The sequence below is a fragment of the Curtobacterium salicis genome, from assembly GCF_011759505.1.
In the GTDB taxonomy this organism is placed as follows: Bacteria; Actinomycetota; Actinomycetes; order Actinomycetales; family Microbacteriaceae; genus Curtobacterium; species Curtobacterium salicis.
This window is the reverse complement of record NZ_JAAOYO010000003.1, coordinates 233,486-246,230: the sequence shown is the minus strand read 5'-3', so window position 1 is coordinate 246,230 and position 12,745 is coordinate 233,486. Positions and strand designations below refer to the sequence as shown.

Here is a 12,745-nt window from a genome sequence, read left to right as displayed (position 1 = left end):
CCCACGTGTCCGCGCCGCGCATCGCCGTCCTCGGTCCGGTGCTCGCCGAGGACCCGACCGGAGCCCTCGTGCCGGTGCCCGGCGCGCTCGCCCGGACATTCCTCACCGCCCTCGTGCTGGCCGGGGGCCGTGCGGTGACCGCCGAGTCGCTGATCGACGACCTGTGGGGCGACGAGCAACCGCGCGGTGCCCGAGCGGCGCTGCAGACGCTCGTCTCGCGGCTCCGTCGCTCCGGTGCCGAGGGGATCGTCGTCTCGACCGCCTCCGGGTACGCCCTCGGCGTCGACGGCGTGAGTACCGACCTCGGAGCCGTGGAGCGCGTCCTCGACCGGGGCACGGCCGACGCCGCGACCCTGCGCGCGGCGCTCGACCGCTGGCGCGGGGAGCCCGGCGGCGACGTCGAGGGGCCGGTCGCCGGAGCGCTCGCCGAGCGGGCTGCCACGGTCCGACGTGACCTCCGCCGTCGACTCGCCACGGCCCTCCAGTCCACCGGCGATCCCGACGCGGCGGCGGTGCTCTGGCGCGAGGAGGCCGCGGCGGACCCGTTCGACGAGGCCGCCGTCGCCGGGCTCGTCCGGGCCCTCGCCGACGCCGGCCAGTCGGCGGAAGCGCTCGCCGTCTTCGCCGCCCACCGGGACCGCCTGTCCGACGAGCTCGGTGCCGACCCGTCCGCCGACCTGGTCCGGCTGAACGCCGAGGTGCTCCGCAGCGCCGGCCCCGCCACCGGTGCAGCACGCCGGGTCGGGCTGCGGGCGGCCCCGAACGCGCTCATCGGACGGGAGGCCGACCTCGCCACCGTCACGCGCCTCCTGTCCCAGGCACGGCTGGTGACCATCCTCGGTGCCGGCGGGCTCGGCAAGACCCGCCTCGCCCAGGCGGCCGCTGCGACGGTCCCGGCCGGCTGCGGCGTGGTGGTGGTCGAGCTCGCGCCGCTCACCACCGGCGAGGACGTGGTGCCCGCGATCGGCGCACTGCTCGGGATCGCCGAGGTCCGCAGCGCGCGGAGCCTCCGGGACGCGGTCATCGCCGACCTCCGCACCCGGGTGACCCGGGCGCTCGGTGAGGAACCCACCGTGCTCGTGCTCGACAACTGCGAGCACATCCTGGAAGCGGTCGCCGCGTTCACCTCCGACCTGCTCGCGGAACTGCCCGACCTGCGGGTCCTCACCACCTCGCGTGCCCCGCTCGCGGTCGCCGGCGAGGTCGTGGCCCCGCTGGCCCCGCTGCCCGTGGAGGCCGACGGCGCCGCCGTCCGGCTGTTCACCGACCGGGCACGCGCCGCACGACCGGGCGCGGTGCTGCCGGTCGACGCCGTCCGTCGCATCTGCACCCGGCTCGACGGGTCGCCACTGGCGATCGAACTCGCGGCCGCCCGGATCCGCGGGATGAGCGTCGACGAGATCGAACGACGACTGGACGACCGCTTCGCGCTGCTCCGCGGCGGGGACCGGTCGGCGCCCGAGCGGCACCGCACCCTGCTCGCCGTCATCGAGTGGAGCTGGCGCCTGCTCGACGACGGCGCACGCGACCTGCTGACCCGCCTCGCACTGTTCCCGGACGGCCTGTCGGTCGAGGCCGTCGAGGCGGTCGCCGCACCGGACCGGGGCGACGGCGCGCTCGACGACCTGGCCGACCTGGTCGAGCAGTCGCTCGTGCAGCTCGTCGAGCGCGAGGGCGACCCGATCCGCTACCGCCTGCTCGAGACGGTCCGCGAGTTCGGTGCCGCACGGCTCGAGGAGTCCGGCGCGACGGCGGACGTCCGTGCGGCGATGACCCGGTGGGCCTGCCGCGTCGCCACCCGGCACGACCTGTTCATCGTGCGGTCCACCGACCAGGTCGCGCGGTTCCGGGTCCTGGAGCGCGAGGCCGACAACCTCGTCACGATGCTGCGCTGGAACCTCCGCGCGGCGGACCCGGTCGCCGTCGCTCCGCTCTTCTCGGCGCTCGCCGGGTACTGGTCGTTCCGCGGGGCGCACGGCGAGGTCGCGGCGATCGCGCCGGACGTCGTGGCCGTCCTCCGCGCCGTCGATCCCGCCGTCGGCGACGACCAGGCGTCGGGCGTCCGCACCGCCGCGGTCCTCGGACTCGTCATCGCCTGCGCGACCGCCGCGTTCTCCGACCGGCGGACCTCGGTGCGCGCACGCGCCGCGCTCCGCCGCCTGCGCCGGGCCGGCATGACCGGCGTCCCGGTGGTCGACGCCCAGGCAGAGCTGCTCCTCACCCTCGGCCGTCGGGCCGCGGGTGAGGCCGCCCTGACCCGACTCCGCGACGACCCGGACACCGGGGTGGCGTGCCTGGCACACCTGCTCAGTGCCCCGTTGACCGAGAACGACGGTGAGCTCGAACGCGCCCTCGGCTTCTCGACCCGAGCGCGGCTGCTCGCCGAGCAGGCCGGTGACGTCTGGACCTCGGGTACCGCGGCCGTCTCGGTGACGCAGCTCGCCGGACAGCTCGGTCGGTACGAGCAGGCACTCGCCGCGGCGGACACGGCCCGGGAACGGCTCGAGCAGTTCGGCGCCGAGGACGACCTGGTCGAGGTCGGCTGGAGCGTCGGGCTGAGCGCCGCGGCGACCGGGGACGTCGACCGTGCCCGCTCGTTGGCGGCCGAACTCGCTGCGCTCCCGGCATCCCCCGGTTCCGGGCCGATCGGTGGCCCGGCCGGTGGCCCCGGTGGGGAACGCGCACAGATGACGCTGCTCGCGCACGCGGTCCGGGCCGAGGTCGCGCGTGCCGAGGGGGACCCCGCCCGTGCGGTCCTCGAGTACCGGCGTGCATGGGACCAGGTGCTGCCGCACCGGCGGCAGGCGAGCCAGTGGGTGATGATCGTCGGCGCCGCCCTGTTGGCCGCGCAGGACGAAGCCGCGGCGCGCGGAGGCGCGCAGGACGAGGCGGACGCGGGCCGACCTGCCGGCGCCGGGGCGGGCCTCCAGGACGGCCGGGAGGCACGTGCGGACATCGCGCGGCAGATCCGGGTGAGCGCCCTGGTCGCCCTCCGCACCCCGTCGCTGTGGAACGACCTGCCGGTGGTCGGGACCGCGGTCCTCGCCGCCGTGCTCGAGGCGATCAGCCGCCGCGCCGACCCGACCCTGGTCGCCGCAGCCTGGGGCAGCGCGCTCCGGCTCGGCGCCCGACAGGACTTCGCGGTCCTCGGTCACGGACGTCTCCGTCCCCTCGTCGTCGCCGCGGTCGGCGAGGACCGGACGGCGGACGCCGAGACGGCCTCGGCCGGGGTGTCCCGGGCCGAGGCCGTCGCAGCCGCGCGTGCGGTGCTCGAGGCGATCAGGCCTTCCGCATGTACGCCCGGACGGTGAGCGGGGCGAACACCGCGACGATGACCGCCGCGCCGAGCAGGCTCAGCCACAGGTCGCCGCCGACCGTGCCGTGGTTGACCAGGTCGCGGACCGCCGTGATGAGGTGCGAGACCGGGTTCACGTCGGAGAACCAGTGCAGCCAGTCCGGCAGGGTGTCGGCGGGGACGAACGCGTTCGACAGGAACGTCAGCGGGAAGAGCACCAGGTTCGAGATGCCCGAGACGCTCGACGCCGTGCGGGCGACGACCCCGAAGTAGGCGAAGACCCAGCTGATCGCCCAGGCCACGACGACCACGAGCAGGCCGGCGAGGAGCACCGAGCCGATGCCGCCCGCGGGACGCAGCCCCATGATGAAGCCGACCGTGAACGTGATCGTGGTGGCGATCGCGTAGCGGACGGTGTCGGCGAGCAGCGCGCCGGCGAGCGGGGCGATCCGGGCGATCGGCAGCGAGCGGAACCGGTCGAACACGCCCTTGTCCATGTCCTCACGGAGTTGCACGCCCGTGACGATCGACGACGTGATGTTCGTCTGCACGAGGATGCCCGGGATGATGATCGGCAGGTAGCTGCTGACGTCGCCGGCGATCGCACCACCGAAGATGTACGTGAACATCACGGTGAACACGATCGGCATGAGCGTCACGTCGAAGAGCTGCTCCGGGGTGCGCCGGACCTTGATCAACCCGCGGTACGCCATCGTCAGCGACTGCCGGACGGTGGCGGCGAGGCCGGAACCGCCGACACCGGGCCGCGGGGTGATGCGCGGTGCGCCGGACGTGGCCGAGGCCAGGTCGGGGGTGGTGAGCGTGGTCATGCGTTGCTCCCTTCGAGCGCGCGGTCGGCGGGTGCGGGCGAGGCCTGGCCCACCCCTTCGCCGGTGATGGTGAGGAAGACCTCGTCGAGCGTCGGCTTCTGCACGCTCATCTCGGTGAGGGAGATGCCCGCGTCCCGGAAGGACACGAGGAGGTCGGTGACGCGGTCGGGGTCCGCCATCGGCGCGGTCAGCCGGGAACCCTCGGGGCTCGCGACCGCCGCGGTGCCGAGCACGCGGAGGACGAGGTCGGAGGCCTCGGCCAGCCGTGCCGGCGTCGAGTCCGCCAGTCGGAGCTGCAGCGACGCGGTGCCGATCGAGGCCTTGAGCTCGTCGCTCGTGCCCTCCGCCACCACCCGGCCGTGGTCGATCACCGCGATCCGGTCCGCGAGCTGGTCGGCCTCGTCCAGGTACTGGGTGGTCAGCAGGACCGTCGACCCGGTCGCGACGAGCTCCCGGATCGTGTCCCACATCTGCGCCCGGGTGCGCGGGTCGAGGCCCGTGGTCGGTTCGTCGAGGAAGATCAGCGGCGGCTGCGCGATGAGGCTCGCCGCCAGGTCCAGCCGCCGACGCATACCGCCGGAGAAGCCGCGGAGCGGACGTCGGGCGGCCTCGCTCAGCCCGAAGCGCTCGAGCAGCTCGGTGGACTTCCGCTTCGCCTCGGATCGGGACAGCCCGAGCAGCAGGCCGAAGACGACGAGGTTCTCGGTGGCGCTGAGGGTCTCGTCGACGCTGGCGTACTGGCCGGTCACGCCGATGAGCTGGCGCACCACGTGCGGCTCCCGGCGGACGTCGTGACCGAAGACCCGTGCCTCGCCACCGTCCAGGCGGAGCAGGGTCGCGAGCATGCTGATGGTGGTGGTCTTGCCGGCGCCGTTCGGCCCGAGCACCCCGTAGACGGTGCCGGCCTCCACACGGAGGTCGACCCCGTCCACGGCCCGGTTGCTGCCGAACGTCTTCACGAGGCCAGTGGCCTCCACCGCGAGCGGTGTCGTGGTCATCGTCGTGTCCTTCCGTCGACGTCGTGTACGGGGACGACACTGCCGAGCCCCGCTCACGCGGCACTGACGCGGCGCTGACATCGGTACCGTGGAGGACGTGAGCGAGACGGCCCGGACACCAGAGGACACCGGCGCAGGCGACACCGGCGTGCGACTGCGGATCGACCTGTCGTACGACGGCTCCGGCTTCTCCGGCTGGGCCCGCCAGCCCGCACTCCGGACCGTGCAGGGCGTGCTCGAGGACGCCCTCGCCACCGTCTTCACCCGGTGGGGCGAACCGCCGCAGTTGACCGTCGCCGGCCGCACCGACGCCGGCGTGCACGCCACCGGACAGGTCGCACACCTCGACCTCAGCCCCGACCAGTGGGCCGCCCTGACCCGGCCGAAGCGCCCCAGCGCCGACGGCACCGTCCGCGACGCCTTCGCCGGGCTCGTCCGACGGCTGAACGGGCTCGCCGGCGCCGACGGTGACGTCGTCGTCCGCAGCGTCACCGTCGCCCCGGCCGGCTTCGACGCCCGGTTCTCCCCGCTCTGGCGGCGGTACCGGTACCGGGTCGCCGACGTCGACGCGCTCCGCGACCCACTCCGCCGCGGGCACACGACCTGGTACCCGGGGCGCCTCGACCCGGCAGCGATGGAACGGGGTGCGCTGCGGCTGCTCGGGCTGCACGACTTCGCGGCGTTCTGCAAGCCGCGCGTCGGCGCGACCACGATCCGGACCCTGCAGGAGTTCCGCTGGCACCGTGAGCCGGACGGCGTGCTGGTGGCGAGCCTCCAGGCCGACGCCTTCTGCCACTCCATGGTGCGCGCGATGGTCGGCGGCACCCTCGCCGTCGGCGAGGGCCGGCTGACGGCCGACGAGCTCGACGACCTGCGGGTCGCCGCGGCACGCACCAGCGCCTTCACCACCGCGCCCGCCCGTGGACTCACCCTCACCGAGGTCGGGTACCCGGACGACGACGCCCTGGAGGCGCGGGCCGTCCAGACACGCGCCCGTCGCGACGCGGAGGGGCACCGGCCCGGCGACCTGCCGGACGAGGACGGGCGGTAGCGTCGGGGGATGGCTCCTCGTGCTCCGCGCTCCGTCGTCTCCGTCGCACCCGGTGTGGTCTTCGTCGAGGGGCCGGTGTCGAACTGGGTCGTCCTGGCGGAGGAGGACGGCGTCGCCCTCATCGACGCGGGCTACCCGGCCGACACCGACCTGGTGCTCGACAGCGTGCTGCTCGCCGGACACGACCTCGACGAGCTCCGCCGCGTCTACGTGACGCACGGACACGTCGACCACGTCGGGGGCCTGCCCGGCATCCTCGAGCGCTTCCCGCACGTCGAGGTCCTGGCGCACGCCGACGAGCTCGACAACGTCCGTGGACCGTCGCGCCAGCAGGTGACGCCGGCCGAGATCGGTGGACGTCTGGCCGCACCCCGTGTGCTCCGCTGGCTCGGCCGTGCGATCGCCTCGGACGCGCTCCGCCCGACGACCGTGCCGAGCGCCCGCGCCTTCACGGCCCACGACTTCGAGGGTCGAGCGATGACGCCGTTGCCCGCGCCCGGGCACACCGACGGCTCCACCGCGTACCTGCTGCCCGCCGCCGACGCGATCGTCACCGGGGACGCCGTCGTCACGCACCACGACACGCAGCCCGCGTCATGGGCACCGCGACCGCGGCTGATCACGCCGTTCTTCACGGCCGACCAGGCGCTCGCCGCGGAGTCCGCGCGGGTGCTGCCGTACCCCGCGATCGTGCTGCCCGGGCACGGGCCCGCGGTGCACCGGGTGGGGTCGGAGTGGGTGCCGATCCAGGCGTGAGCGGCGTCGGACCCGGTGGGTCCGCGGTGGACCGGCGGAACGGGCGGTCGACCCTCGTCCGGGGGCGAGGTTTCACCTCGTCGTAACCTGAGCGACCCCGCAGGCCCGTACGGTTCTGGAGCCCCGCCCGACTCCGAACCGAAGGTCCCCATGCCACGATCCGTCGGACGCACCCTGCTGTGCGCCACGGCTGCCGCGACCCTCCTCGCCGCACCGCTCGTCACCGTCACCGCCGCGACCGCGAACCCTGCGGGCGCCGGACTCGTCATCTCCGAGGCGTACCTCAAGGGCGGCAGTGCCAACCAGCCGTTCACCAACCGGTTCATCGAGGTCGGCAACCCGACCGGCACCGCCGTGTCGGTGAACGGGTGGTCGCTGCAGTACCGCTCGGCGACGAGCACGGGAGCATCGAGCACCGTCGTGCCGCTCACCGGGTCCGTGCCGGCGAACGGGACGTACCTCGTGCAGGGTGCCTCGAACGGGACGGTCGGCGCCGCGCTGCCCACGCCGGACGTCGTCTCGACGCTGAACGCGTCCGGTGCGAGCGGCACGCTCGTCCTCTCCGACCAGTCGACGGCGCTCGCGCTGCCGGCCGGTGCGGTCACGGCCGGCACGCCCGGCGTGGTCGACCTGCTCGGGTACGGCACCTCGAACACCTCCGAGACCGCTCCTGCCACGAACCCGTCGGGCGCGAACGGCACCCCGGACGCGCTCGTCCGGCAGGGGACGGCGGACACCGACGCGAACCTCGCGGACTTCACACTGTCGCGGACGATCACGCCGCGGAACGCCGCCGGCGAGACCGTGGCAGGTGGCACCGCACCGACTCCCGGTGGCGGTGGCACCACCCCGCCGACCACGCCCGCCGTCGCCGCGACGATCCCCGAGATCCAGGGCACGACCGACACCTCGCCGCTCGTCGGCGCGACGGTCACCACGAGCGGCGTCGTGACCGCGGTGTACGCCACCGGCGGGCTCAACGGGTACACGATCCAGACGCCGGGCACGGGAGGCGCGACCGACCCCGCCACGCGGACCACCTCCGACGGTCTGTACGTCTACTCCGCCGCGACGGCCGGCCTGGTCGCGATCGGCGACCACGTCCAGGTCACCGGCGCGGTCTCCGAGTTCAACGGGCTCACCGAGCTGACGGTCGCCAGCACCACCGGGCTGACGGAGCTCACCACCCCGGCCGTCGCCCCGCTGCCCGCGGCCGTGGCCTTCCCCCGGACCGACGCGCGGCGTGAAGCGCTCGAGAGCATGCTCGTCGCGCCGCAGGGCGACTACACGGTCGCCGACAACTACACGACGAACCAGTACGGCGAGATCGTCCTGGCGACGGGCTCCGGCCGCCTGCTGCAGCCGACCGAGGTCGCGCGTCCGGGCAGTGCCGAGGCCGCCGCGGTCGTCGCCGACAACGCCGCCCGCGCTGTCACGCTCGACGACGGTGCGAGCACGAACTTCCTGCCGCGCGACGGGTCCGACCAGTCCGCCCGGTCGATCCCGGTGCCGTGGCTGACGAACGCCGGCCCGGTCACCGTCGGCGCCACCGCGACCTTCTCCGCACCGGTCGTCCTGGACTACCGGAACAACGCCTGGAAGTTCCAGCCGACGACTCCGATCACCGGGGCGACGGCGGCGGCCGACCTGCCCGCGTCGTTCTCGGACGTCCGCACCACGACGCCCGCCGCAGTCGGCGGCGACCTGAAGCTCGCCGGGTTCAACGTCCTGAACTACTTCCCGACCACGGGCGACCAGCTGACCGGCTGCACCTACTACACGGACCGCACGGGTGACCCGATCACGGTGAACTCCGGCTGCGACGCCCGTGGGGCCGCCGAGCAGGAGGACCTGGCACGCCAGCAGGTGAAGATCGTCAAGGCGATCAACGGTCTGGACGCCGACGTGGTCTCCCTCGAGGAGATCGAGAACTCGGCCCGCTTCGGGCTCGACCGCGACGCCGCGGTGGCCACCCTCGTGACCGCCCTGAACGCCGCGACCGGTACCGACACCTGGGCGTACGTGCCGTCGCCGTCGGTGGTGCCGGCGAGCGAGGACGTCATCCGCCTCGCGCTCATCTACAAGAAGGACCGCGTCGCGCCCACGGGCGAGTCGACGATCCTGCTCGATCCGGCCTTCACGAACGCCCGCCAGCCCGTCGCGGACGCGTTCCGTCCGGTCGGCGGCACCGCGGACGACGAGTTCCTGGTCATCGCGAACCACTTCAAGTCGAAGGGCTCCGGCACCGGGGAGAACGCCGACCAGGGTGACGGGCAGGGCGCTTCGAACGCCGACCGCGTCCGGCAGGCTCGCGCCCTCGCGACCTTCTCCACCGCGATGCAGGCGCAGTACGGCACCGAGAAGGTCTTCATGCTCGGCGACTTCAACGCCTACAGCGAGGAGGACCCGATGGTCGTCCTCCGTGACGCCGGCTACACCGACCTCGCACCGGCCCGCGACCGTACCGAGTACTCCTACGTGTTCAGCGGTCTGAGCGGCTCCCTCGACCACGTGCTCGCCTCGCCGGCGGCACTCGCGAGCGTGCAGGGCGTGGACATCTGGAACATCAACTCGACCGAGTCGGTGGGTCTGGAGTACAGCCGGTACAACGTGAACGTCTCCGACCTGTACACGGACGACGTGTACCGCGCGAGCGACCATGACCCGATCCTGGTCGGCTTCGACCTGGCCGAGGCCGAGGTGCCGGGCGACCCGACTCCGGAACCCACCCCGGCTCCGACGCCCGACCCGACGCCGGCTCCGACACCCGACCCGACACCCGCTCCGACCCCGGGGACCGATGAGCCGACGCCGAGCCCGACGCCGATCGCCGGTGCCGGTGGCTCGGGCCTGCTCCCGGGTGCGGGTGGCACGACCGGCACGCCCACGACGGGTGGCGGTGGCCTCGCCTTCACCGGAGCCGAGCTCGGGGGTGGCCTCGCGGCGGCGCTCGCCCTCCTGGCCGCCGGTGGCGGACTCCTCGCCCTCCGTCGCCGCCGGACGACGGGTGGCAGCGCCGAGTGACCGGGCACTGAGCGCGACCACCGGACGGGAGGCTTCCACCGGGCACGGCCGGACCGCCGCTGGCGGCGCTCCGGAACCGGCCTGCGTGGGCCGAGGTGCGGGTCCGACCCGCACCGCGCCTCCCGTCCGGGGCGTCGGGGGGAGCTGCGCCTGGTTGACCCGGGGGATCGGCGTCGGCTAGGCTCATCTCTTGGTCTGCGCGCTCTGTTGCGCCAGACAGTCAGATGGGCCCTCCACCGGGTCGTTCAGCGGACATCTGCCCGCGCGAACGCCCACCGGAGTGGGATTCACGGACTCCTCACCTCGACACGAAAGCAGCACTCCTGTGACTCGTACGTTCTCCCCGAAGCCGGCAGACGTCCAGCACGACTGGATCGTCATCGACGCGACCGACGTCGTGCTCGGCCGCCTCGCTTCGCACGTCGCCGCCCTCCTCCGCGGCAAGCACAAGGCCACCTTCGCCCAGCACATGGACATGGGTGACTACGTCATCATCGTGAACGCCGACAAGGTCGCCCTGACCGGGTCGAAGCTCGCCAAGAAGGTCTACTACCGTCACTCCGGTTACCCGGGCGGCCTCACGGCCACCAGCTACCCGGAGATGCTGGAGAAGCACCCGACCCGCGCCGTCGAGAAGGCGATCCGCGGCATGCTGCCGAAGAACACCCTCGGTCGCGAGCAGCTCAAGAAGCTCAAGGTCTACGCAGGCGCTGAGCACCCCCACGCGGCGCAGCAGCCCAAGCCGTACACCTTCGACCAGGTCTCGCAGTAACAGCGGCCACGACGACTTCCAGGAACGAGAAAACACTCATGGCTCAGATCGCTGACTCCATCGACCAGACCCCGGAGACCTTCACCACCGAGAGCGCACCCGTCGCGTCGGAGGCGGCTCCCCGTCAGATCCTCAACGTCTCGGGCGGTGCCGTCGGTCGCCGCAAGGAGGCCATCGCCCGCGTCCGTCTCGTCCCCGGCTCCGGCACGTTCGTCGTGAACGGCCGCACGCTCGAGGACTACTTCCCGAACAAGCTGCACCAGCAGCTCATCAACGACCCGTTCAAGGTGCTCGAGCTCCTCGGCTCGTACGACGTCACCGCCCGCATCACGGGTGGCGGCCCCTCGGGTCAGGCCGGCGCGCTGCGTCTCGCCATCGCCCGCACCCTGAACGAGATCGACCGCGAGAACAACCGCGCGACCCTCAAGAAGGCCGGCTTCCTCACCCGTGACGCCCGCGTCATCGAGCGCAAGAAGGCCGGTCTCAAGAAGGCCCGCAAGGCGTCGCAGTTCTCGAAGCGCTGATCGCCTGACGGCGGGAGATCGCATGCCGCGTCTGTTCGGTACCGACGGCGTTCGTGGCCTCGCCAACGGCGAGTTGACGGCCGCGCTCGCACTGGGTCTTGCCCAGGCGAGCGCGGCCGTGCTCACGCACGGACACCATGCGGACGCTCGACGAGCGTCCGGTCGCACGCGCCCCAAGGCCGTGCTGGCGCGCGACCCGCGCGTCTCCGGCGAGTTCCTGGGTGCCGCAGTGGCAGCCGGCCTCGCCTCTGCCGGCGTCGACGTCCTCGACGCCGGGGTCATCCCCACCCCCGCAGCGGCGTACCTCGTCGCGGACATCGACGCCGACTTCGGCGTGATGATCTCCGCGTCGCACAACCCCGCGCCGGACAACGGGATCAAGTTCTTCGCCGCTGGCGGTCGCAAGCTGCCGGACGAGGTCGAGGACCGCATCGAAGCGGCCATGCACGACCAGTCCGCGCCGACCCCCACCGGGGCCGAGGTCGGCCGCATCACACGGTTCGCCGACGCTGAGGACCGCTACGTCGTGCACCTGCTCGGCACGCTGCCGCACCGGCTCGACGGCATCCACGTCGTGCTCGACTGCGCCAACGGGGCGGCGTCCGGGGTCTCACCCGAGGTGTTCGTCAACGCGGGCGCCAAGGTCACGCTCATCGGTGCCGACCCGAACGGCATCAACATCAACGACGGTGTCGGCTCGACCCACATCGACAACCTGGCCCGCGCGGTCCTCGAGGCCGGAGCCGACGTCGGCATCGCCCACGACGGCGACGCGGACCGGTGCCTGGCGGTGGACGCCGACGGCAACGCGGTGGACGGCGACCAGATCATGGCGATCCTCGCGCTGTCCCTCAAGGAACGCGGTCGACTGGTCGACGACACCCTCGTCGCGACCGTGATGTCGAACCTCGGCCTGAAGCGGGCGATGGCGGACGCGGGCATCACCGTGATCGAGGCTGGCGTCGGCGACCGGTACGTGCTCGAGAAGATGACCGAGGGCGGGTTCTCGCTCGGCGGCGAGCAGTCCGGCCACATCATCTTCAACGACTACGCGACCACCGGTGACGGGGTCCTGACGGGCCTGCACCTCGTCGCGGAGATGGCGCGCACCGGCAAGACGCTCGGCGAGCTCGCCGCGTGCATGACCGTGTTCCCGCAGGTGCTGCTCAACGTCAAGGGCGTCGACCGGCACGGGCTGCAGGACCAGGGCGTGCAGGACGCCATCGCCGCCGCCACGCTCGCGCTCGGTGACACCGGTCGGGTGCTGCTGCGTCCCTCCGGTACCGAGCCGGTCGTCCGCGTGATGGTCGAGGCCGCATCGCAGGAGGACGCCCAGCGCGTCGCCGAGGAGCTCGCCGACGTCGTCCGCGAGCGCCTGACGCTCGAAGCGGCCTAGCCCGCCAGCGGGGCCCGCCCACGGGGTCGGCCCCGCCCGCGGGGCCCGGCCCCGCCGGGCCCCCCTCAGCTCGCGGAACACCGGTGTTCGTCCTCCACA

General features: G+C 73.3%; 9 protein-coding genes. 7 read left to right on the top strand and 2 right to left on the bottom strand.

The genetic code is table 11. The features are described 5' to 3' along the window. The first annotated feature begins 5 nt into the window (after window positions 1-5). Window positions 6-3,311: a BTAD domain-containing putative transcriptional regulator gene (locus E9228_RS09635; RefSeq protein ID WP_166780369.1), complete on the top strand. Its 3,306-nt coding sequence runs from the start codon at window positions 6-8 to the stop codon at window positions 3,309-3,311. Here the strand turns inward: E9228_RS09635 and E9228_RS09630 are convergent. Both E9228_RS09630 and E9228_RS09625 read right to left on the bottom strand, forming a co-directional pair. Next, the gene (locus E9228_RS09630) at window positions 3,280-4,125 is read right to left on the bottom strand and encodes an ABC transporter permease (protein WP_166780368.1); all 846 of its coding nucleotides are present in this window, start codon (window positions 4,123-4,125) and stop codon (window positions 3,280-3,282) included. The genes E9228_RS09635 and E9228_RS09630 overlap by 32 nt on opposite strands. After that, on the bottom strand, window positions 4,122-5,123 hold the full coding sequence (locus E9228_RS09625) for an ATP-binding cassette domain-containing protein (protein ID WP_166780367.1): 1,002 nt from the start codon (window positions 5,121-5,123) through the stop codon (window positions 4,122-4,124). The genes E9228_RS09630 and E9228_RS09625 overlap by 4 nt, the downstream gene beginning before the upstream one ends. 97 nt (window positions 5,124-5,220) lie before the next feature. Between E9228_RS09625 and E9228_RS09620 the strand changes: the two genes are divergently transcribed. The 6 genes from E9228_RS09620 to glmM all read left to right on the top strand — a co-directional run bounded on the left by E9228_RS09620 (window position 5,221) and on the right by glmM (window position 12,646). Beyond that, window positions 5,221-6,174 (top strand): tRNA pseudouridine synthase A, encoded by a 954-nt coding sequence (locus tag E9228_RS09620; protein ID WP_425248376.1) that lies wholly within the window; start codon window positions 5,221-5,223, stop codon window positions 6,172-6,174. A gap of 9 nt (window positions 6,175-6,183) precedes the next feature. Further along, window positions 6,184-6,930 carry an MBL fold metallo-hydrolase gene (locus E9228_RS09615; RefSeq protein ID WP_166780366.1) on the top strand — a complete coding sequence of 249 codons (747 nt, stop codon included), beginning with the start codon at window positions 6,184-6,186 and terminating at the stop codon, window positions 6,928-6,930. Between the two features lie 150 nt (window positions 6,931-7,080). Further along, complete coding sequence (locus E9228_RS09610) at window positions 7,081-9,954, top strand: ExeM/NucH family extracellular endonuclease (RefSeq protein WP_166780365.1); 2,874 nt, start codon at window positions 7,081-7,083, stop codon at window positions 9,952-9,954. Window positions 9,955-10,279: 325 nt separating this feature from the next. Next, window positions 10,280-10,726, top strand: coding sequence for a 50S ribosomal protein L13 (gene rplM, locus E9228_RS09605; protein WP_111073916.1), 447 nt, complete (start codon window positions 10,280-10,282; stop codon window positions 10,724-10,726). A 38-nt stretch (window positions 10,727-10,764) separates the two neighbouring features. Next, window positions 10,765-11,250: a 30S ribosomal protein S9 gene (gene rpsI / locus E9228_RS09600; RefSeq protein WP_111073915.1), complete on the top strand. Its 486-nt coding sequence runs from the start codon at window positions 10,765-10,767 to the stop codon at window positions 11,248-11,250. A gap of 22 nt (window positions 11,251-11,272) precedes the next feature. Then, window positions 11,273-12,646, top strand: coding sequence for a phosphoglucosamine mutase (gene glmM, locus E9228_RS09595; protein WP_166780364.1), 1,374 nt, complete (start codon window positions 11,273-11,275; stop codon window positions 12,644-12,646). Window positions 12,647-12,745 lie beyond the last annotated feature (99 nt).